The following is a 20,502-nucleotide window of genomic DNA, read 5'->3' as shown; positions in this document are numbered from 1 at the left end:
TTTGCGGCGTTTTTACTTGTGAAAATTTACCCGGTGGTGATTTTTCCTTGCAATTTCTGCCAAACGGTTTGACGTCGGGATTTGATCTGTTAGTATCGGTCAAAGCGCTTCTGTCAGCCCACCGCCCAGGCAAAAATTACCGTCCGATGCAGCTACGCACCGCGAATCATCCACTTCTAAGATTGACCGTAGGCCTCGCGGCTGGCGTGTCGGTCGCCGCTTCCCACGTTGCTTTGGCGGATGACGCCACGACGTTCCCGAATTTGACGCAATCGACGCTGACCCAGTCGAACGTATCGGTGCCTGCCACGACCGGTTACACGAGCGTGGATCGTTCGGGTGTCCGGATGACGGTGCAGTCACCGGTAACGCAGAACACGGTGGCCGCGCCGGCGCTGCAGCAGGCATCGTTGCCGCCGTCGGACCTGAGCACGGTGGCCCCGAAAGCCGCGGCAGGTGTCACACAGGGCGCGATTCGCGGTCCTTCGAGCGCTGATCTGGCCTCGGCTGCAAAGGATGCACCAAAGACCTCCTTCCTCGCGGGCGTGGCGAGCAAGGCGGGCGATGTGGTGGACGGAGCGTTGAACCTGATTGGCGTGCATTATCGCTGGGGTGGGGATTCACCCGATTCGGGCCTGGACTGCAGTGGTTTCGTGCGCTATGTGTTCCAGGATGCGATGGGCTTTACGTTGCCGCGCCGCGCCGAGGAAATGAGCCGCGTGGGCGAGAAAGTGGCAGTGAGCGATTTGAAGCCGGGCGACCTTGTGTTCTTCAACACGATGCGCCGGACGATCTCGCACGTGGGCATCTATATCGGTAACAATCAGTTCGTGCATTCGCCGTCGACGGGTAGTTCTATTCGCGTCGACAATATGGAAGATAAGTATTGGTTCACGCGGTATCGTGGTGCACGTCGGGTCGACCTGCCGGGTGATGGCGAGGGCAATACCGATATCGCTACCCGCTTGCAGCAGGCGAGCCGCGTCGCGTATTGATCCATTACCTGCAGACGGGCGACTGAAGTCCTGGTGTGCTGCTTTGCTCGATCGGATCCGGGTGGGCATTTGCCAGTAGAATTACGCTGCCGTGCCGTGCGAGAAACGCCGCCGTTCCCGAAAGGGACGGCGGCGTTTTGCATGTTGGCCAGCATCCGGTCCTGCCGTGGCCGATCAGCGCGGGCCATTTCGCTGGTCACGGCCCGGTTGCATGATCGACATGCCTGTCGTGACTCACACGTTCCGCGCCGCCGCCAACTTCGCCTTCAACTGGGGCAACATGCGTGCGACGGCCTCCTCTCCGGACAGGATCGCCAGATTGCGCTGCTGGAAGTCGCTGCCGCCCATGGCTGGCAGAACGGGGTGAATCACGACATCGGCGTATTTGTCCAACTCATAGGCCTTGATGGATTGCCCCATGATCGTGAAGGTCTGCATCAACACATCGAATGAACTGGACGTCGCTTGATCGGATGGGCGCGCGGAGATGTCCACGGCAATCACGAAATCCGCCCCCATTTTATGGGCGAAGGCCGCGGGAACCGGGCTGACGAGCCCACCGTCGACATAGTCTCGACCGCCGATGCGTACCGGCTCGAACACGGACGGCACGCTGCATGACGCCCGCACCGCAATGCCGGTATTGCCGCGTTGGAACAGAATGGGTTCGCCGCTGCCGAGATCGGTCGCGACGATGCCCAATGGACGATTCATCTTCTCGATCGGTCGGCCACCGACGGCTTTCTCGACGAACTGCTGCAACGCGACGCCCTTCAGGAAGCCGCGGCCAAAGAATGGCAAGGCCCAATCGCTGAGGGATGCGGCGTCGAGGTCCAGGGCCAGACGGTTCAGTTGCAGTCCGGTCATGCCAGTCGCATAAAGGCTGCCGACAACGGCCCCGGCGCTGGTGCCCGCGATCAGGTCGGCCTTGATCCCCTGTGCCTCGAGGGCCTTGATCACCCCGATGTGGGCAAAGCCCCGTGCTGCACCGCCGCCCAACGCCAGTCCGATTCGCAACGGACGATTGCTGGGAGTGGCGGGGGGCGGTGGAGGCGTGGTGCTGGTCTGATTGCCACGACCACCGCCGATGCCCATTGTGCCGCAAGCGGCGAGGGCGCCGGACAATCCGACGGAGAGCACGGCGGCGCCGGTCCGCAGTGCCTTGCGCCTGCCGGGATGGGCGCATGGGTGATGGGCATTCTCGAGGTTTGTCGCGGGAAGTTTGTCTTTGTCGTGCATGTCTTGCGAGATCAGATGCCGCATTGCGAGGGCGCGCACGAGAAATGTACGCCGCCTATTGTAGCGCCCCTCCCATGCCGACGATCCCGGTCTAACGATCAGTAACAACTGGCCGGGCCGGCTGTCCTTGCGCGGTATAATTTTGTTTTCCTCAAGCCGTTCCAGACCGTTCATGACTGAATCTTCCGCGTCGACTCCGTCGGCCTCCTTCCCCTCGGTTGCGGCCAGCCCGGCAGTGGTCCGGACCCGTTTCGCACCGAGCCCGACCGGTTTCATTCACCTGGGCAATATCCGCTCTGCGTTGTATCCCTGGGCCTTTGCCCGCAGTAAGGGCGGCGTCTTCATCCTGCGCATCGAGGACACCGACGTCGAACGCTCCAGCGACGCGTCGGTCGAGGTGATCCTGGAAGGCATGGCCTGGCTTGATCTCGATATCGATGAGGGTCCGTTCTATCAGATGCAGCGAATGAACCGCTATCGTGAAGTGGTCGCGTCGATGCTTGAGCAGGGCTTGGCCTACCCCTGCTATATGTCCAGTGATGAACTGGATGCGCTCCGCGAGCAGCAGCGCGCCGCCGGGTTGAAGCCGCGGTATGACGGCCGCTGGCGCCCGGAACCGGGGAAGGTGCTACCTCCGCCACCGGAAGGGGTCAAGCCGGTCGTGCGCTTCCGTAATCCGCTGGATGGCGTGGTGGCGTGGGATGACGCCGTGAAGGGGCGCATCGAGATTGCCAACGAGGAGTTGGATGACCTCGTGATTGCACGGCCGGATGGCACGCCGACCTATAATTTCTGTGTCGTCGTCGACGACGCCGACATGGGAATCACGCACGTGATCCGCGGTGATGATCACGTCAACAATACGCCTCGCCAGATCAATATCCTGCAGGCGCTGGGCTACACGCCACCGGTCTATGCGCACTTGCCAACGGTGCTGAACGAGGAGGGCGAGAAGATGTCGAAGCGTGCCGGCGCGATGGCCGTCACGCAGTATCGCGACGAAGGCTATCTGCCCGAAGCCATCGTCAACTACCTCGCGCGACTGGGTTGGGCGCATGGCGACGCCGAGATCTTTTCCCGCGAGCAATTCGTTTCGTGGTTCGACCTCGATCACTTGGGCAAATCGCCGGCCCAGTACGATCCGGAAAAGCTGAAATGGTTGAACGGCCATTACATCAAGACCGGCGACGCGGCGCGGCTGGCTTCGCTGACGACGCCTTTCATGACGGCACTGGGCGTGGACGTGAACGCTGCCGGTGCGCCAGACTGGGTCGGTGTGGTGGCGTTGATGAAGGACCGCGCCGTTACGTTGAAGGACCTCGCGGACAGTGCATTGATGTTCTATCGCGAACTGGAGCCGGCACCGGACGCGTTGGCGCAGCATCTCACCGATGCCGTGAAACCAGCGGTGGCCGCATTGCGTGATGCGCTGGCGACAGTCGAATGGGAGCGCGCTGCGATCGGCGCCGCGTTGAAGCAGGTGTTGTCCGCGCATAGCCTGAAGATGCCGGCCTTGGCAATGCCTGTCCGGTTGCTGGTTGCAGGAACGACACACACGCCATCGATCGACGCCGTGCTTGAACTTTTCGGAAAGGACCGTGTATTATCACGCCTCGCTCACGGCGTTGCGTGAAGTGGCACTGGAGCGAAGCGGTAAATCGCAGTACTAAGGGCGGCAAGCCTGTACGTAGGGCGGCATCGGATATCCCAAACGATGCCGCGGTGCGCGATGTATCGGTCGATGTCGAGAGCAGAAATTGTTCGCGAGATTGATTGACGAAGTGGCTAAACCTACATATAATCTTGTTTCTCTGTCGGGGGTATAGCTCAGCTGGGAGAGCGCTTGCATGGCATGCAAGAGGTCAGCGGTTCGATCCCGCTTACCTCCACCAGAACGAAGGTTTCGTCCCCTTCGTCTAGAGGCCTAGGACATCACCCTTTCACGGTGAGTACAGGGGTTCGAATCCCCTAGGGGACGCCAGAACGTCGGGAAGAGCGCGGGAGCACCGTGTATATTCCAGTAGTGCCAGAGCGCGGTAGTGTGCGCTTGCACTACGATGATGTGAAGTTTGGAGTGGTAGTTCAGTTGGTTAGAATACCGGCCTGTCACGCCGGGGGTCGCGGGTTCGAGTCCCGTCCACTCCGCCAATCAGAAAGCCCGTTCAAGCAAAACTTGTACGGGCTTTTTCTTTCCCTTAAGTATGATGCGCAAAAGGGAAAGGATATGCAGAAATCCCGCATATCCAAGCTATTTGATGCATAGATGCTGAGAAATAGCTTGACGAAGTAAAAGACCTTACCTATAATATGGGTCTTTCGCGGTAAGTGAAGTTGAAAAACATCACGGACGTCAGAGCGGCGGTAAGCGGTTGCCGTGATGATCGCGTGCAATGCGAATGTGTAATAAGCGAAGGTTTCGTCCCCTTCGTCTAGAGGCCTAGGACATCACCCTTTCACGGTGAGTACAGGGGTTCGAATCCCCTAGGGGACGCCAGAACGTTGGGAAGATCGCGGGAGCGCCGTGTATATTCCAGTAGCCAGAGCGCGATAGTGTGCGCTTGCACTACGATGATGTGAAGTTTGGAGTGGTAGTTCAGTTGGTTAGAATACCGGCCTGTCACGCCGGGGGTCGCGGGTTCGAGTCCCGTCCACTCCGCCAGCATGTGTTGTATCGAAACCCCTGCCTGTCAAAAGACACGCAGGGGTTTTCGTTTTGAACGGTCGACATGCGTCGTTTATGGACGCCCGTCCTGCGCATCACATAAGGCTTGTGCAGACCGCCGCGTCAGTCCGAGGGTGGAGTGCCCGATGTGGCATTGCCGTTGAACCGTCGGACCACATAGCGACGATAGATTCCCAAGCCGATCGCCGCCACGCCCAGACTCAGCGTGTTTGCAATCCAGAAACCCTTCGCCCCGGTCCACGCCTCGGGCAGGTAGCCAGCAATATCAAAGCCCATCCAATAGCCGCCACCCAGCCCCACGCCCCATAACGCTATCGCGTAGATGGCCGTCGGAATCACCGTCACCTGATAGCTACGCAGCACGAAAGCGGTGCTCACCTGAAGCGCGTCGAAGACGTGATACGCCGCAACGATCACCAGCAGGCTGGCGGCGGTGGCTGCAACGCGCGTATCCGACGTATAAGCGGAAGCAATCGGACTGCGCAGCAGTAGTACGATACCGGCGTATCCGAGTCCGACGACGCTGGCGAACAGAATGCCGCTGCTCGATATCCGTCGGGCGTCCGAGAGCGCATTTGCGCCAATCCGCTGCGCCACCAACGTGGCGGTGCCGATACCGATCGACATCGGTGTCATATACAGGACGGCGCCCAGGTTGCCGGCGATCTGATGCGCCGCCAATGTGGCGGTACCGAAGCGTGCGATAAACAACGCCATGAAGGTATAGGACGTGACTTCGATCAGATAGGACACGCCCATCGGCACGCCGAGTTTCAGCAACGCCCGTTGGTGCCGCCATTGGGGCCAGGAAAAGCGTGCAATGATGCCGAGTGGCTTGAAAGCATTGCCGCGTGACATGATCCATAGCGCGGCACACGCATCGATCAGGTTGATGGCCGTACTGGCCAGTGCGCAGCCGATGCCGCCCATAGGCGCAATGCCCACTAAGCCGAAGATCAAGGCATAGTTCGCCGGGATCTTGACCGCCAGCGAGATAACCTGCAAGGTCATGACAATGCGCGGCCTGCCGATTGCGGTCGAGAGCGAGTTGAAAATGCGAAACAATAGCGCGCCAGGTAATCCGACAGCGAGAATGCGAAGATAGCGGGTGGCGTTGGCCCGCAGCTCGGCATTGGCGTGCGCCACGTCGAGCAGGGGAGCTGGAAAGGCCAGCAATACGGCGCCGATGATGCTGAGCGCCAACGCCAACCACAGCGCTTGGCGTGTTTGCTCCCCGATCTCCGCAACGCGTCCGGCTCCGTACAGGTTTCCAGCGATCGGCGAGAGGGCGACAAGAATGCCGGTCAAGGCAACATAGATACTGATATAGATCGAAGCGCCCAACCCCAGCGACGCAAGGCTTTCTGCCGAATATCGGCCGACCATGGCAGTATCGATGACGCCAAACGCGATGACGGCCAGTTGCCCGACGAGCACCGGCCAGGCCAGCTGTACAATCCCGCGGATATCGGCGCGGCGGCGGGCGAATGACGGCGTGAGAAGCAGTGATTCAGAAGATGGCGGTAAGGCTGGCACGGACTCGCTCGCGAAACAACAAAAGGGTGTCGGGCCCGCCCCGGCGGGGCCGCGATCCAGCGTGCGGGCCTGCTAGGGCGTGTTCCGGAAGGCAGGCGCCGCGGCGTGGCGCCGTGCGTGCTCCGCGTCGACGACACGCACATACAGCCGGAACCGTTCGTCACGGTCGGCGGCACGGCGGCCTTCCCAGACTTTTTGCCAACGATATGGTTTCAGGTCGGTCGGATCAGAAAAGTCATCGGTGTCCTGCCGCAGCAGTACATCGCAGTCATCGCGACCAAAACCAAAACGCATATCCTGAAAATACCCGAACGATGCGATTTGCGCGTCGCCGAGTCGAACCGGCGCAATACAGTGATAGTCCACCGGCAAGTGCGCGGCAATCTGGGCCGCAACGCCGCGATAGGTCCGGCTGTAATTGATGATAGGCAACCACAGCGTCATCAATAGCACCCACATCAACGTCGTGCCGAAGCTGGATAATACGACGCTGCGCCACAACACTTCCGGCCGCCTTGCCAGTCGCCAGCGCACCAGCGCGAACCAGCAGCCGGTGATCACGATCGCACCCAGTAGCGCGATCCATTTGAACGATGGATGGAAGCCCGGTACCAGGCGGCCCAGATTACGCGCCATAGGCGCCGGGAATCCCGTCAGGCTTGCAATCCATACCAGCCAGACAGCACCGCTCAGGATCGTGAAACTGAGCACCGCAAACCAGTCGATGGCATTGATCGCGCCACGCTTCAACGTCGGCAACGAAAATGCCGCCATCATTGAAAGGCAGGGCAGCAACAGAATGAACATCCGATTCGTCTGATGGCTTTGCAGGATGACCAGCACCAGCAGCGGCAAGATCAGCGACAACGGCGCGATGATATGCGGCGCACGGCGCCAGCCGCGCCAGCTATACCAAGCCCAGGCCGCCAACGGCCACGCTGGCCATGTGAACAGCGGCAGGTTCTTCGCCGCATAGAACAAGACGCTGTTCAGCGGTCCGCTGTAGAAATCGAAATTGCCATGCACCCAGGCGCGCAGGTAGTCCCGTGCCGCCGCCGCATCGACATACCAGGCCAGTGCAGGCCATGAAACAGCGAGCAACCCTGCCAATGGCACGCCGATCAGCAGCATCGTCCGGCTGCGGAAATGCTGGCTCAGGTAAGCAGCGAGACCGCTGCAGATACCAAGGACGACGGGTAGCAAGGGATTGGCTGCCAGCGTCAAGAGCCCCAAGCCGACCCCCCAATAGGCGCCGCCCTGAAACGGTTTGTCGGATGCGCGGACCAGGCCGTACAGGATCATCGCGATCGACAGGAACTGCATCAATTGAGGCGTGGTTTCATGACCCCGTTCGGCAAGCCCGAAACAGGCCAGCAGGATCAGTACCGCGCCATCGGCGATGGTGCGACCGTAATCGGCGGGCAAGGGCTCACCGCCGAACACATATTTGAAAGGCTGGACTTCAGGTCGTCGCCCCATCAAATAGGTGCCGTACCAGACCATGCCGCAACATAGCGAAAAGAGCAGCGCCGTCACCACGCGCGCCGCGCTGCCGGGATCGATCATCGGCAGCAGTCGGATGGCCGAGGCGCCAAGCCAGTAGGCAAGGGGGCCGTCCGCCGGCATCGGCTTGCCGAAGAGGTTCGGAAACAGCCAGTCGTGGAGGTTGCCTTTGGCGAGCGTCCACATCACCCCAAAGCCTGCGGCATCCTCGTTTTTCCACGGGTCGCGGCCAAACAGGCCGAATGCCGCATAGACGACGCAGATCGCAAGCAACACTGCCCGCGGCAAAGGCCGGGTAGCGGAGGCTGTCAGGCGAACGACGGATTTGAAACCGGTGGTCATGGCAAGGCAGGAGACGGCAGCAGACGTGGAGTCGAGGAGGGACAGACAAAAAAGGGCAGCCACGGCTGCCCCTTTTTCGTCGCGAACAATGCCGATGTGTAGGACATTGGCATTGACGGATTCCGCTTACTCGGCCTTCGCGGCGCCTGGGCGGTTGAACTTGGCGAACTTCGCCTTGAACTTCTCGATACGGCCGCCCGTATCCAGAATCTTTTGCGTACCCGTGTAGAAGGGGTGCGTTTCCGATGACGTTTCGACCTTCAGCAACGGGTATTCCTTGCCTTCGATCGTGATCTTTTCGCGCGTCGATACCGTCGAGCGGGTAATGAAGATAAAGCCGTCCGAGGACAGATCTTGCACCGCCACTTCACGGTAATTCGGGTGAATGTCTTTTTTCATGGTGACTTCCTAGGTCTGGCGGTAGCCAGCTCGCCGGGGTCGCAAACCGCCACGATATCGTGCGGGTGCCGGTGTTCGTACCGGCAAGCGGACGCCGCGCTGGGCGAACTGCTGCCGTGAGACCAGCTCGGACCTTGCCGCGAGCCACTTGCCTGGGTATAAAAGCGAAGCTGCAGATTATGCCAGAAATTGCCGACGCCGCGTAGCGTTGTTTCTGGCGCTACGCGTCAGCGACGCATCATGTCGAAGAACTCGGCATTCGATCGCGTTTCCTTGATCTTGCCGAGGATCATCTCCATCGCCGCCACATCGTCCATTTCCGACATCACCTTGCGCAGCGGCCACAACTTCTTGTGCAGCACGTCCGAATCGATCAGCAAGTCCTCGCGACGCGTACCCGAGCGGTTCAGATTGATCGCCGGATAGATGCGCTTTTCGGCCAGACGACGTTCCAGGTGCACTTCCATATTGCCGGTGCCCTTGAATTCTTCGAAGATCACGTCGTCCATCCGGCTGCCGGTTTCGATCAGCGCGGTGCCGATGATGGTCAGTGAACCGCCTTCCTCGATATTCCGTGCCGCGCCGAAGAAGCGCTTCGGACGTTGCAGCGCGTTTGCATCGACACCGCCGGTCAACACCTTGCCGGAAGCCGGCACGACGGTATTGTAGGCGCGGGCGAGGCGGGTGATCGAGTCCAGCAGGATGACCACGTCGCGCTTCATCTCCACCAGACGTTTCGCTTTCTCGATGACCATTTCAGCCACTTGAACGTGCCGCGATGCCGGTTCATCGAACGTCGAGGCGATCACTTCGCCCTTGACCGAGCGCTGCATTTCAGTGACTTCTTCCGGCCGTTCGTCGATCAGCAAGACGAACAGTTGCACGTCCGGATAGTTCGTCGCGATCGAGTGCGCGATGTGCTGGAGCATGACCGTCTTGCCCGACTTTGGCGATGCAACGAGGAGACCCCGCTGACCCCGACCGATCGGCGCGATCATGTCAATGACGCGACATGTCGCATTTTCGGTGCGGCTCGACAGCGCGCCGCGCGCGTTTTGGTCAGTGATTTCGGACTCGAGTTTCAGCGGCCGGTTCGGATGTAGCGGCGTGAGGTTCTCGAACATGATTTTATGTTTCGAGGCCTCAGGCGGCATCATGTTGACCTTGTCCACCTTGACCAATGCAAAGTAGCGTTCGCCATCCTTCGGCACGCGCACTTCGCCTTCGATCGTGTCGCCGGTGTGCAGGTTGAAGCGGCGGATCTGCGACGGACTGATATAGATGTCGTCGGTACTGGCCAGATAAGACGTTTCAGGCGAACGGAGAAAGCCGAAACCGTCCGGCAGCACTTCCAGCGTGCCGTCGCCGTAAATGGTCTCCCCGGTTTTCGCTTTCTTTTTAAGGATCGCGAACATCAGTTCCTGCTTGCGCAGGCGATTCGCGTTTTCGATATCAAGGCCGCCGGCCATCTCGATCAATTCAGAGACGTGCTTGGATTTGAGCTCGGATAGATGCATACAGGGTGACCGCCTACGGAGGGAAGACGACGAATAAAGTGAGAGGTGAGCGGACGCTCGGGAGAATAAACAGCGTGATGTTTTAATTTTGCCGGCGCTGGCGTACAACACCGTCGTGCCACCGCTGCCCGACACACATTACGATGCGCTGATATGGAGGGCTGCGGAAGGATCAAGAATGCGAAAAGAACATGCGCTAAAGCCGTATTCGCGGGGCGATGCCTGGCAGTTGCTGGCTGATCCAGGCACATTCCCTGTGCGGGCTTTGTCGTACGTCATGCGGGTATGAACGTCGCATGAGTACAACGGGCGCTTGCATTCATCACGCTAGTGTAACAGATGTCAGCGCAGGCGCAATAGCGGATGTTGAAAATGCAACACGAGCGCGCCGCCGCCAAACGGAAGTGACCAGCGCGGCGGGAGCGCGCTATTTATAGATGGCTGTCTAGGAAAGCTGTCAATTGGGACTTCGACAGCGCCCCTACTTTTTGCGCCGCAACCGAGCCGTTCTTGAACAGGATCAGCGTTGGGATGCCGCGTACGCCGAACTTCGCCGGGGTCGATTGGTTCTCGTCCACGTTCAGCTTGGCAACCTGGACCTTTTCGCCATATTGTTGCGCGACCTCGTCAAGGATCGGCGCAATCATCTTGCACGGTCCGCACCATTCCGCCCAGAAATCCAGCAAAACCGGCTTGTCCGCTTTGATCACGTCGCCTTCGAACGAGGCGTCGCTGATATGTTTGATGTGTTCGCTCATGGATGAAATAACCTTGTTGCGTTCGCGCTCGTCCCAGGGGCGCAGGCTTGCCCGGTTGCGGCCGTTCAGACCACGGAAGGGCTTCAAAGAGCCACGTCCCCGCCCCGCAGGCCTGCCTTGGTACGAGCGAACTAGGATGTCAAGATACACTAATTCGGCGAGTGTGTCCGGCGTCGGCGTGCCGAGGATTGCCTTGCTTGGCAAGGATATGGCGACGTCTTTGCACATTACAAGAGGGCTCGGGCCTCATCATTAAGGGTTGGTCGGCCCATCCGGCGCGCCGCAGGCTTGCCGGCACGGATGGATTCGCGCTATAATCGCGAGTTCTCCCTTGCCACACCGTCGAGGCGAGCATGTTTTCGTAGGGCTAGGGTGCGGGAGGGTGTACTTCCTGCGGCCGTGCTCTGTCCGCGCCATGCATCGCTTCTGTCGGGTGGCTGTTAACCCAGAAGGAGCGCGTATGTCGCGTCACTACGAAATCGTATTTATCGTACACCCGGATCAGAGTGAGCAGGTGCCCGCGATGATCGAACGGTACAAGTCCACGATTACCGCCCAAGGCGGCAGCATTCACCGCGTGGAAGATTGGGGTCGCCGTCAACTGGCATACCTGATCGAGAAGCTGGCGAAGGCCCACTATGTCTGCATGAACATCGAATGCAGCCAGGAAACGCTGGAAGAGCTGGAACACGCATTCAAGTTCAACGATGCGGTGCTGCGTCACCTGATCGTCAAGACGAAGAAGGCGGAGACCGCCCCGTCGCCGATGATGAAGGAAGTGCAGCGTGAAGAAGCGCGGAAGTCGGCTGCGGCAGCACGCCCTGCTGACGCGGCTCAGGCTCCGGCCTGAGTGCGGCTGTCCGGGAAGTCGAATGTAGGGCGGACCTGGCAATGAACAGGCTGCAGCTGGATGGGACGGTGCTTGAGCGCGGCACGTTGCGCTATACCCCGGCCGGGGTGCCCGTCCTGGACCTGAAGCTGCACTGTGTGTCGGAGGTTGAGGAAGCCGGTTTTAGCCGGCGCGTCGAAGTGGTCGTGCCGGCACGGGTTGCCGGCGGTCTGACCGATGCGCTACAGCGGCTGGCACTCGATCGGAGCATGCGGTTCGCCGGGTTTCTCGCCCCGCTGAAACAACAGTCCCGGACGCTGATTTTTCATATCACCGATTTGCAAGACATCGTTTAGCAAGATATTAGGATAAGGACACCATCATGCCGCGTCCCACCGGAAAGAAGTTCGAAAAGCGTCGCCCGCAACAAAACCCGCTGTTCAAGCGCAAGAAGTTCTGCCGTTTCACCGCGGCGGGCGTCGAGTCCATCGATTACAAGGACATCGACACGCTGAAGGATTTCATCAGCGAAAACGGCAAGATCACGCCGGCCCGTTTGACGGGTACGAAGGCCCGCTACCAGCGTCAGCTGGGTACGGCAATCAAGCGCGCACGGTATTTGTCGCTGCTGCCGTACTCCGACCAGCACCACGGTTAAGCCTTCGCGCATAAGGAGCATTGGAAATGGAAGTTATTTTGCTGGAAAAGACCCAGAACCTGGGCAACCTGGGTGACATCGTGCGTGTGAAGGACGGCTATGCCCGTAACTTCCTGCTGCCGCGCAAGATCGCGCGTCGGGCCACGGCATCGGCCGTGAAGGAATTCGAAGCACGTCGCGCCGAGCTGGAAAAGCTGGCGACCGAGAAGTTGGCTGCCGCACAAGCCGCTGCTGAAAAGCTGACGTCGCTAAAGGTGACCCTGTCGCAAAAGGCGGGTGTTGACGGTCGTCTGTTTGGTTCGGTGACGAATCACGACGTGTCGGCTGAGCTGAACAAGCTGGGCATCGACGTATCCAAGCAACAAGTGCGTCTGCCGGAAGGCATCATGAAGACGATCGGCGAACACCCGGCGCAGGTGCTCCTGCACACGGATGTTGTTGTCGATATCACCGTGACCGTGGTTGGCGAAACGGTCTGACCGACCGCCCGCGTGCTGACCTGTCGAGTTGCAATGCAGTTGCAAAAATCGCTGGGTGCGTGACGCGGCGTCGTGGCGCAGTCTACGAAGGCAAAGGCCGGATCTCCGGCCTTTGCCTTTTTTGTTTGCGGGGGATGTCGCCCTGGGGCGGAGTGCCCCTTTATAATTGGTTCCCATGAACGCTTCGAATAAAGATCCGCAGCTTGAGTCGCTGAAAGTTCCGCCTCATTCCATCGAGGCGGAACAATCGGTGCTGGGTGGCCTATTGCTCGACAACGCCGCATGGGACCGTATCGCGGATTTCGTCGCGGAAGGGGACTTCTACCGCTACGACCACCGAATGATCTTCCAGCATATCGGTCGGCTGATCTCGACGGCCAGACCGGCTGACGTGATCACGGTGTTCGAGTCGCTGACCCTGGCGGGCAAGGCCGATGACGTCGGCGGCTTGACGTATTTGAATTCGCTCGCGCAAAACACGCCGAGCGCGGCAAATATCCGCCGCTATGCCGAGATCGTCCGCGATCGCGGCGTGTTACGCAAACTTGTTACCATTGCTGACGATATCTCCGGTGGCGCCTTCAATCCACAGGGCCGTGAAGTGCGGCAACTGCTGGACGAAGCCGAATCCAAGATCTTCGCAATTGCGGAGGAGGGGGCACGGTCGCAGCAGGGTTTCCTGGAGATCAAGCCGCTGTTGTCGCAGGTCGTGGAGCGTATCGACACGCTGTATCACCAGGACAACAGCAGCGATGTGACCGGGACGCCAACGGGATTCGTCGATCTTGATCGCATGACCTCCGGGATGCATGGCGGCGAATTGATCATCATCGCCGGTCGTCCGTCAATGGGCAAGACGTCGTTGGCAATGAATATCGGCGAATACGTTGCAATCGAATACGGTCTGCCGATCGCGGTGTTTTCGATGGAAATGCCGGGTACCCAACTGGCAATGCGGATGTTGGGCTCGACCGGACGTCTTGATGCGCACCGACTGCGGACGGGCAAGCTGACCGATGATGACTGGCCGAAGCTGACGCACGCCGTGCAGAAGATGGGTGAGGCCCAGATTTTCATCGACGAACAGGGCGGCTTGAATCCGATGGAGTTACGTGCCCGCGCGCGGCGCTTGTCGCGCCAGTGCGGCCAACTCGGTCTGATCGTCATCGATTACCTCCAACTGATGTCCGGTTCGAGTACCGGGGAGAACCGGGCGACTGAAATTTCTGAAATATCGCGATCCCTCAAGAGCCTCGCGAAGGAACTGAATGTGCCGGTGATCGCGCTGTCGCAGTTGAACCGAAGCTTGGAACAACGGCCAAACAAGCGTCCGGTAATGTCCGACCTGCGGGAATCGGGCGCCATCGAGCAGGATGCCGATGTGATCTTGTTTATCTATCGCGATGAGGTCTATAACCCGGATACGCCGGACAAGGGAACGGCCGAGCTGATCATCGGCAAACAGCGTAACGGCCCGATCGGGACGGTGCGATTGACGTTCCTTGGTCAATATACGAAGTTCGATAATTTCGCCGGTGGAAGCGGCTTTTACGCCGCGGAATAAGACACGGTGGCATCTTCAGGCGTCGCCATGCGGCGCGATGCCGCACTACACCCCGAAGCCGCGCCCGAATCCCAGGCGCAACAATGTGCCGACGCGGTTACAATACGACATTTTTGTGACAGTGAAGCCCGGCGTCTGCCGGGTCGTCTCGGGGTACCCCTATGTTTGGTCGGTTCATGCCTACCGAAGGCAAGTTTTTCGAAATCTTCAACGCACATGCGCGCTGCATTGTGGAAGCCAGTCTTCAATTGAAGTTGTTGATTGATCACATCGACGACGTGGAAGTCTATAAGCGCCAGGTGCAGGGGTTCGAAAAGCAGGCGGACAAACTGACGCGTGATACCACGGACCTCCTGCACAAGACCTTCATCACGCCGCTGGACCGTGACGAGATCCACAAACTGATCACGACGATGGACGACATCATCGATTTGATCGAGGACGTGGCAACGGCCGTATCGTTGTACGACGTGACAAGCGTCCCGTCCGATGCCGGCGAACTGGCCGAGATTTGCGTGAAGTGCTGCAAGGAAGTGGAAAACGTCGTTCAACGGCTCCATGATCTGCGCGATCCGGCTGCCATTCTAAAAGGCTGCGAAGTCATTGACCGGCTCGAATCCGATGCCGACAAGATCTTGCGCGCCGCCATTTCGCGTCTGTTCCGCGAGGAGTCGGACGTCAAGAATCTGATCAAGCTAAAGGCCATCTACGAGTTGCTCGAAGAGGTCACCGACAAATGCGAGGATGTGGCGAACATCATCGAAGGCATCGTGCTCGAGAATGCTTAACGGATAGCTGATGGCTTCGATACATATGGCTTTATGGGCGATCGTCGTGTTGGTCGCGGTCGCATTGGTGTTCGACTTCTTGAACGGCTTCCACGATGCGGCAAACTCGATTGCCACCGTGGTGTCCACGGGCGTGCTCAAGCCGCAGCAAGCGGTGGCGTTCGCGGCATTCGCCAATGTCCTCGCGTATTTCATCTTCCACCTGAAAGTCGCGGCAACGGTGGGGCGAGGCACGATCGATCCGGAGATCATCGACCAGTATGTGATTTTCGGCGCGCTACTGGGGGCGATCGGGTGGAACATCATTACGTGGGTGTTCGGTATTCCATCGAGTTCATCCCATGCCTTGATCGGCGGACTGGTCGGCGCGGCGGTGGCGAAGACGGGGGGCTTTGCGGCCTTGAATTACGATGGCCTGATGAAAACCGTCGCCTTTATTTTTATCTCGCCGTTGCTCGGCTTCGTATTGGGGTCGGCGTTCATGGTGGCGGTCTCGTGGCTGTTTTTTCGTACGCCGCCGTCCCGTGTTGATCGCCATTTCCGGCGGTTGCAGTTGCTGTCCGCCGGGTTGTATTCGCTTGGCCATGGCGGCAATGATGCGCAGAAGACCATTGGCGTGATCTGGATGTTGCTCATCGCAAGTGGTTACGTGACCGCGCAGGCAGAGGCACCGCCGGCGTGGGTGATCGCCGCGTGTTATTTCGCGATTGGACTTGGGACCTTGTTCGGTGGATGGCGCGTGGTTCGCACCATGGGCCAGAAAATCACGAAGTTGAAACCTGTTGGCGGCTTCTGTGCCGAGTCGGGGGGGCGGTTACGTTGTTCACCGCATCCTGGCTGGGCATTCCGGTGTCGACCACGCATACGATCACGGGTGCCATCGTCGGGGTGGGCGCGACGCAAAAGCTATCGGCAGTGCGATGGGGCGTGGCGGGACGCATCGTCTGGGCCTGGATACTGACGATTCCGGCGTCGGCAGTGCTCGCGGCTGCAGGTTGGTGGTGCGGTCGCTGGTTGTTCTAAGCCGTATCAGCGCGCTTGTGCGGCGATGCGGGCGATCGGATCGTCGCTCGCCGTGCCTTGCCGATCCGCATGTGCAATCACGGCACCGATAGGATCATCGCCCACACCTTGTGATGATCGTGGTGGCGTATTGATCGGCGCGGCTGGCGCGGTGGACAGATTTGTCGTATTGCCTGCTGGCATACCCGCCTGTGCGTAGGCGTTTTCCGGTGCAACCATCGGCTGCCCATCCTGCGGCGTCAATGGTGCACGCGGGTCCAGCGGCACGGGCGCCGTCGCGCGGCGACCCGCGATACGACGGATGCCGTCGAAGTGGCGCGCCCAATACGGATTGGAAATGTAGTCGATACGTACGGTGCCGCCGGTCGACGGGGCGTTCACGAACCGGTAGTTTCCGACATAGACGCCCACATGAGAGTACGGCCGTCCATCGGTGTTGAAAAACACCAAGTCTCCCGGTGCGATCTCATCGGGCTCGACGCTCGTGCCGGCGTAGCGCATCTGTGACGTAGTGCGAGGCAGTTGTACATCAGCCGCGTTATCGACCACGTAGCGGACTAATCCGCTGCAATCGAAACCAGACGCCGGCGTATTGCCGCCCCAGCGATACGGAATGCCCACAAGCCCCATCGCCTGCATCGAAATCTCTTCTTGCCCAACGCTGTGGTCGACGAACTTCGGCAATCCTGGCGGCGGCGTTTTCGGTCCCCAGCCATTCAGTTTGGTGCGCACGCCGCTCGCATCGGCGGACGTGTTACCTTGGTCACGCGGCGTCGTGCCGCAGGCACCCAAGATCAGCAGGCACGCCAGCGCCGTACTCGATGCGGCAAGCCGAAATGCCGCGCCCCCCGTCGTGCCCGCCGTTGCCATCGCATTTGAGACCGTCTCGCCGAACGACATGCGCGCCGGTACCGCGTTCAGCGACGCAGGCGGTGATACGGTGGGACGAGGCGAATGCGAAACGGAGCGCATACGGAGAAAATCGCGCGCTGAGCGCTGCCAAAATACCACCCTGAACCGGGAAAAATGCGTTCGGGAACGGACGGCAGGTGGGCTATCGGCGCCAGCACGCAAATAGACGAGGTGCTTTTATCTTAACTGCGGCTACGCTGGTCGGCAACCGCTGTTGACTCGATACATCAGGAAAAGACGGTAAATAATTGAAATTCGACGCGTTTCCACGCCTGTCTTACGTTGTCATCATCGCAAAACAACGGCCCGGCGTGCTTGCGCAGCGCCGGGCCGAAGGGGACGGAAGCGGCATGCCGCTTCGCTATCAGAAGCAGGATCGTTGTGCGATGCACCGAACGCGCGATGCGCCGGTGTTTAACAGACGAGATCCCACGCGAACTTACAACATATCGGAGGCATAATCCGCCAGTCGCGAGCGCTCACCGCGCGCCAGCGTCACGTGCCCGCCGTGCGGCCAGCCCTTCAGGCGGTCGACCACATACGTCAGGCCCGAACTGCCTTCGGTCAGGTATGGTGTGTCGATCTGCGCAATATTCCCGAGACAGATGATTTTCGTGCCAGGACCTGCACGTGTCACCAACGTCTTCATTTGCTTGGGTGTCAGATTTTGCGCCTCGTCGATGATCACATATTTGTCGACAAAGGTTCGGCCACGCATGAAGTTCATGCTCTTGACCTTCAGGCGCGAACGAATCAGGTCTTGCGTGGCGGCGCGTCCCCATTCCCCAGCGGAATCGTCACTCTTCTGCAGCACTTCGAGGTTGTCGTCGAATGCCCCCATCCACGGCTGCATTTTCTCTTCCTCGGTGCCCGGCAGGAAGCCGATATCCTCGCCCACCGGGACCGTCGCGCGGGTGACGATGATTTCGTTATAACGCTTCTCGTCAAGTACTTGCGCCAAGCCGGCGGCCAGGGCGAGCAAGGTTTTGCCGGTACCGGCCTGACCCAACAGGCTGACAAAGTCGACGTCCGGATTCATCAGCAGGTTCAGCGCAAAATTCTGCTCACGGTTGCGTGCGGTGACGCCCCACACGTTGTTCTTGTGGTGCCCGTAATCGCGCAATGTCTGCAGCAGGGCGGTGCGACCGTTTATCTCGCGCACGACCGCATGGAATGCCGGTTCGCCGTTGTTCGGTTCCAGATACACAAACTGGTTCACCAGCATCGCGGGCACCGACGGACCGGTCAGGCGATAGAACGTCGTACCCGTTTTCACGTCCTGCCAGCTTTCCATCCCCTTGCCATGCCGGGTCCAGAAATCCTTCTGCAGCGCATGCACGCCGGTGTACAGCAGATCCTTGTCTTCGAGGACCTGATCGTTGTAGTAATCCTCGGCGGCCAATTGCAGCGCGTGGGCCTTGATCCGCATATTGATGTCTTTCGACACCAGGACCACGTCCCGTTCCGGCTGTGCGCGTTCCAGTGCGCGTACCACGCCAAGAATCTGATTGTCGGCCTTGCCTGCTGGCAGGCCCGCCACCGGAGGCACTTCCTGCAACGAGGTCTGGAAGAACAGACGGCCGCGGGCTTCGCGATTTCCCAGGCGGGACAACTGCAGGCCCGTCTGGATGTCGACGTCACCGGCCACCAGGCCGTCGAGGATGCGACTGACCTGACGCGCGTTACGCGCGACTTCCGACATGCCTTTCTTGTTGTTGTCCAGTTCCTCCAACGTCATCATCGGCAGATAGACGTCATGCTCCTCGAAACGGAACAGGGAACTCGGATCGTGCAGCAGCACGTTCGTGTCCAGGACGAACAACTTCGTCCGGACGGCGGCTGCCGCAGCGCGTGCGCCGCCTTTGGCCTGACGCGATTGCGCGCCGGCATGAGCACCGCCCGCCGTGTGATGGCGCAGGTTTTCCGGGATTTTCTGGTGGTCGCGGGCTTGCAAGGGCACATCGTCGCCGGCTTCGATACGCTCGGCACGCGGCGTGGCGGTGGGGGTGCCTGCCGCGGGGCGCGCACCTGCCGTCTGTGTTGCTGGCGCGTCATGGGTGCGTGCGACACCTTTGGCAGGGTGTTTCGCCTCGCTGACAGGTTCCGGATCTCGCAATGCCGCAGGCATTGCGGCCGGGATCGCGGTACCACTTAACTCAGCTGCCGCGGTGGGCAGGTATTCGACTTCATCGACCACCGCCACGTCGGCATCTTCCACGTGCGCGGATTTCTTTTTCGACGCCGGGGACGGGCGCAAACGCGCCTTGTATTGGTCCGCCGGTAGCAGGTCGCCAAGCTTTGAAGGCAAGGAGGGCAAAGGCATCAAGAGCTCCTATCGGACACAAGCGAACGATGCGGCAAGGTTGCCGCATCATGTAGAGCGAAACTAGGGGTGCCGCTGGCTTGCCAAAGGGTTGAGGTTGAGAGAAAACAGAAGCGAAAAAGCCGCCTCGCCTGAAAGTGGCGACGGCGGCTTTCTTCGCGCCGGGCCCGAGGTGCGGCAGCGCGGGCGGCGCGGTAAGCAAAGCAGGCAGTGAGGGCCTCGTCAAGGAGGCATGCGGAACCAGTCCGTGCGAATGCGTGCGTCATTGACCTCACTATATCCCGGCTTAGCGCGATGATTCAAGTGTTTGCGCGGCAAGCAGCACGTCGTCCGCATGCGCGTCCACCTTGAGTCCACGCCAGGCATTTCGGATCGTGCCCTTGGCGTCGATCAGAAAGGTCGATCGTTCGATGCCACGCACGGTCTTGCCGTACATTTTCTTCTCTTTCATGACGCCGTACAGGTTGCATACGGACTCGTCCTTATCGGAAACAAGGCCGAAAGGCAGTTCCAGCTTGCTTTTGAAGCGCTCATGGGACGGCAGGCTGTCGCGCGAGACGCCGACAATGACGGTATTCGCGGCGGCGAACGCCGGGGCATGATCGCGAAACGCCATGCTCTCCTTCGTGCAGCCAGGGGTGCCGTCCTTCGGGTAAAAATACAACACGACATGCTTGCCGCGTAGCGCGCTGAGCGTCAACACGTGCTTTACTGCATCTGTTTCATCCCCTTGCGTCACCGGCGCGGAGAAGTCCGGCGCCGTCTGTCCCACTGCAACCGGCGCGCCAGTCGCGGCTGTGTCCGATGCGGGAGCGTTGGCGAGGGAAGCGATCGACATTGCGCTATTCCTTTTTTTATCGATGCCGGCACAACTCGTCCGGCGGGTGAAACTGGCAAGCGGCTGCTCTCGCGCACAACAAAGCAAAGCGCCTGTCGGTGGACCGCATACGTCGC

Annotated in this window: 16 protein-coding genes, 5 tRNA genes and 2 pseudogenes; 14 read left to right on the top strand and 9 right to left on the bottom strand. The window is 59.9% G+C overall.

Annotation, left to right across the window (positions count from 1 at the left end; all coding sequences use genetic code 11):
- Positions 1–182 precede the first annotated feature (182 nt).
- Positions 183–995, top strand: a complete 813-nt coding sequence (locus WM40_RS16215; protein ID WP_413783811.1) for a C40 family peptidase — start codon at positions 183–185, stop codon at positions 993–995.
- A 234-nt stretch (positions 996–1,229) separates the two neighbouring features.
- Here WM40_RS16215 and WM40_RS16210 read toward each other — a convergent pair whose 3' ends face one another.
- On the bottom strand, positions 1,230–2,234 hold the full coding sequence (locus WM40_RS16210; protein ID WP_236693552.1) for a patatin-like phospholipase family protein: 1,005 nt from the start codon (positions 2,232–2,234) through the stop codon (positions 1,230–1,232).
- A 172-nt stretch (positions 2,235–2,406) separates the two neighbouring features.
- Here WM40_RS16210 and gltX point away from each other — a divergent pair, with 172 nt between their 5' ends.
- The 6 genes from gltX (at position 2,407) to WM40_RS16180 (ending at position 4,893) form a co-directional block, all read left to right on the top strand.
- A complete protein-coding gene (gltX, locus tag WM40_RS16205) occupies positions 2,407–3,867 on the top strand; it encodes a glutamate--tRNA ligase (RefSeq protein WP_082102848.1) in 1,461 nt (486 codons plus the stop codon).
- 183 nt (positions 3,868–4,050) lie between these two features.
- A tRNA-Ala gene (locus WM40_RS16200) sits at positions 4,051–4,126 on the top strand.
- Positions 4,127–4,139: 13 nt separating this feature from the next.
- A tRNA-Glu gene (locus WM40_RS16195) sits at positions 4,140–4,215 on the top strand.
- Positions 4,216–4,305: 90 nt separating this feature from the next.
- Positions 4,306–4,382: transfer RNA gene (locus tag WM40_RS16190), tRNA-Asp, on the top strand.
- Between the two features lie 270 nt (positions 4,383–4,652).
- Positions 4,653–4,728: transfer RNA gene (locus tag WM40_RS16185), tRNA-Glu, on the top strand.
- An 88-nt stretch (positions 4,729–4,816) separates the two neighbouring features.
- Positions 4,817–4,893, top strand: a tRNA-Asp gene (locus WM40_RS16180).
- Between the two features lie 126 nt (positions 4,894–5,019).
- Here WM40_RS16180 and WM40_RS16175 read toward each other — a convergent pair.
- The 5 genes from WM40_RS16175 to trxA all read right to left on the bottom strand — a co-directional run bounded on the left by WM40_RS16175 (position 5,020) and on the right by trxA (position 10,972).
- Positions 5,020–6,423: an MATE family efflux transporter gene (locus tag WM40_RS16175; protein ID WP_046153396.1), complete on the bottom strand. Its 1,404-nt coding sequence runs from the start codon at positions 6,421–6,423 to the stop codon at positions 5,020–5,022.
- Positions 6,424–6,525: 102 nt separating this feature from the next.
- Positions 6,526–8,298 (bottom strand): ArnT family glycosyltransferase, encoded by a 1,773-nt coding sequence (locus WM40_RS16170; RefSeq protein ID WP_046153373.1) that lies wholly within the window; start codon positions 8,296–8,298, stop codon positions 6,526–6,528.
- A gap of 126 nt (positions 8,299–8,424) precedes the next feature.
- Entirely contained in the window at positions 8,425–8,697 is a 273-nt protein-coding gene (locus WM40_RS16165; protein WP_024901256.1) for a type B 50S ribosomal protein L31, read from the bottom strand.
- 227 nt (positions 8,698–8,924) lie between these two features.
- Positions 8,925–10,214 (bottom strand): transcription termination factor Rho, encoded by a 1,290-nt coding sequence (gene rho / locus WM40_RS16160; protein WP_024901255.1) that lies wholly within the window; start codon positions 10,212–10,214, stop codon positions 8,925–8,927.
- A 431-nt stretch (positions 10,215–10,645) separates the two neighbouring features.
- Complete coding sequence (gene trxA, locus WM40_RS16150) at positions 10,646–10,972, bottom strand: thioredoxin TrxA (RefSeq protein WP_024901254.1); 327 nt, start codon at positions 10,970–10,972, stop codon at positions 10,646–10,648.
- A 460-nt stretch (positions 10,973–11,432) separates the two neighbouring features.
- On the opposite strand from trxA, the gene rpsF reads away from it, so the two are divergent.
- From rpsF to WM40_RS16115, 7 genes and pseudogenes are all read left to right on the top strand, one after another.
- A complete protein-coding gene (gene rpsF, locus WM40_RS16145) occupies positions 11,433–11,822 on the top strand; it encodes a 30S ribosomal protein S6 (RefSeq protein WP_024901253.1) in 390 nt (129 codons plus the stop codon).
- Between the two features lie 41 nt (positions 11,823–11,863).
- Entirely contained in the window at positions 11,864–12,157 is a 294-nt protein-coding gene (gene priB, locus WM40_RS16140; RefSeq protein ID WP_024901252.1) for a primosomal replication protein N, read from the top strand.
- A gap of 26 nt (positions 12,158–12,183) precedes the next feature.
- Positions 12,184–12,459, top strand: coding sequence for a 30S ribosomal protein S18 (gene rpsR, locus WM40_RS16135; protein ID WP_024901251.1), 276 nt, complete (start codon positions 12,184–12,186; stop codon positions 12,457–12,459).
- A 26-nt stretch (positions 12,460–12,485) separates the two neighbouring features.
- Positions 12,486–12,938, top strand: coding sequence for a 50S ribosomal protein L9 (rplI, locus tag WM40_RS16130; protein ID WP_046153371.1), 453 nt, complete (start codon positions 12,486–12,488; stop codon positions 12,936–12,938).
- 175 nt (positions 12,939–13,113) lie between these two features.
- Entirely contained in the window at positions 13,114–14,502 is a 1,389-nt protein-coding gene (locus WM40_RS16125) for a replicative DNA helicase (protein WP_024901249.1), read from the top strand.
- Between the two features lie 161 nt (positions 14,503–14,663).
- Entirely contained in the window at positions 14,664–15,290 is a 627-nt protein-coding gene (locus WM40_RS16120) for a DUF47 domain-containing protein (protein WP_024901248.1), read from the top strand.
- Positions 15,291–15,300: 10 nt separating this feature from the next.
- Positions 15,301–16,313 (top strand): annotated as a pseudogene (locus WM40_RS16115) (inorganic phosphate transporter).
- Between the two features lie 284 nt (positions 16,314–16,597).
- Here WM40_RS16115 and WM40_RS31505 read toward each other — a convergent pair.
- The 3 genes and pseudogenes from WM40_RS31505 to WM40_RS16100 all read right to left on the bottom strand — a co-directional run.
- Positions 16,598–17,108 (bottom strand): annotated as a pseudogene (locus tag WM40_RS31505) (C40 family peptidase); the annotation flags it as partial.
- A 556-nt stretch (positions 17,109–17,664) separates the two neighbouring features.
- Positions 17,665–19,548: a PhoH family protein gene (locus tag WM40_RS16105; RefSeq protein WP_024901245.1), complete on the bottom strand. Its 1,884-nt coding sequence runs from the start codon at positions 19,546–19,548 to the stop codon at positions 17,665–17,667.
- Positions 19,549–19,834: 286 nt separating this feature from the next.
- On the bottom strand, positions 19,835–20,386 hold the full coding sequence (locus WM40_RS16100; RefSeq protein ID WP_024901244.1) for a peroxiredoxin: 552 nt from the start codon (positions 20,384–20,386) through the stop codon (positions 19,835–19,837).
- Between the last annotated feature and the right edge of the window lie 116 nt (positions 20,387–20,502).

It is taken from the genome of Robbsia andropogonis (assembly GCF_000970345.1).
GTDB classification, from domain to species: domain Bacteria; phylum Pseudomonadota; class Gammaproteobacteria; order Burkholderiales; family Burkholderiaceae; genus Robbsia; species Robbsia andropogonis.
This window is presented reverse-complemented; position numbering and strand designations above follow the sequence as displayed.

Coding starts and splice junctions, on each gene's coding strand:
- rpsF (WP_024901253.1), top strand. CDS start 11,433: ATGTCGCGTCACTACGAAATCGTATTTATCGTACACCCGGATCAGAGT.
- WM40_RS16125 (WP_024901249.1), top strand. CDS start 13,114: ATGAACGCTTCGAATAAAGATCCGCAGCTTGAGTCGCTGAAAGTTCCG.
- rho (WP_024901255.1), bottom strand. CDS start 10,214: ATGCATCTATCCGAGCTCAAATCCAAGCACGTCTCTGAATTGATCGAG.
- WM40_RS16105 (WP_024901245.1), bottom strand. CDS start 19,548: ATGCCTTTGCCCTCCTTGCCTTCAAAGCTTGGCGACCTGCTACCGGCG.
- gltX (WP_082102848.1), top strand. CDS start 2,407: ATGACTGAATCTTCCGCGTCGACTCCGTCGGCCTCCTTCCCCTCGGTT.
- WM40_RS16165 (WP_024901256.1), bottom strand. CDS start 8,697: ATGAAAAAAGACATTCACCCGAATTACCGTGAAGTGGCGGTGCAAGAT.
- trxA (WP_024901254.1), bottom strand. CDS start 10,972: ATGAGCGAACACATCAAACATATCAGCGACGCCTCGTTCGAAGGCGAC.
- WM40_RS16210 (WP_236693552.1), bottom strand. CDS start 2,234: ATGCACGACAAAGACAAACTTCCCGCGACAAACCTCGAGAATGCCCAT.
- WM40_RS16120 (WP_024901248.1), top strand. CDS start 14,664: ATGTTTGGTCGGTTCATGCCTACCGAAGGCAAGTTTTTCGAAATCTTC.
- rpsR (WP_024901251.1), top strand. CDS start 12,184: ATGCCGCGTCCCACCGGAAAGAAGTTCGAAAAGCGTCGCCCGCAACAA.
- priB (WP_024901252.1), top strand. CDS start 11,864: ATGAACAGGCTGCAGCTGGATGGGACGGTGCTTGAGCGCGGCACGTTG.
- WM40_RS16100 (WP_024901244.1), bottom strand. CDS start 20,386: ATGTCGATCGCTTCCCTCGCCAACGCTCCCGCATCGGACACAGCCGCG.
- rplI (WP_046153371.1), top strand. CDS start 12,486: ATGGAAGTTATTTTGCTGGAAAAGACCCAGAACCTGGGCAACCTGGGT.
- WM40_RS16170 (WP_046153373.1), bottom strand. CDS start 8,298: ATGACCACCGGTTTCAAATCCGTCGTTCGCCTGACAGCCTCCGCTACC.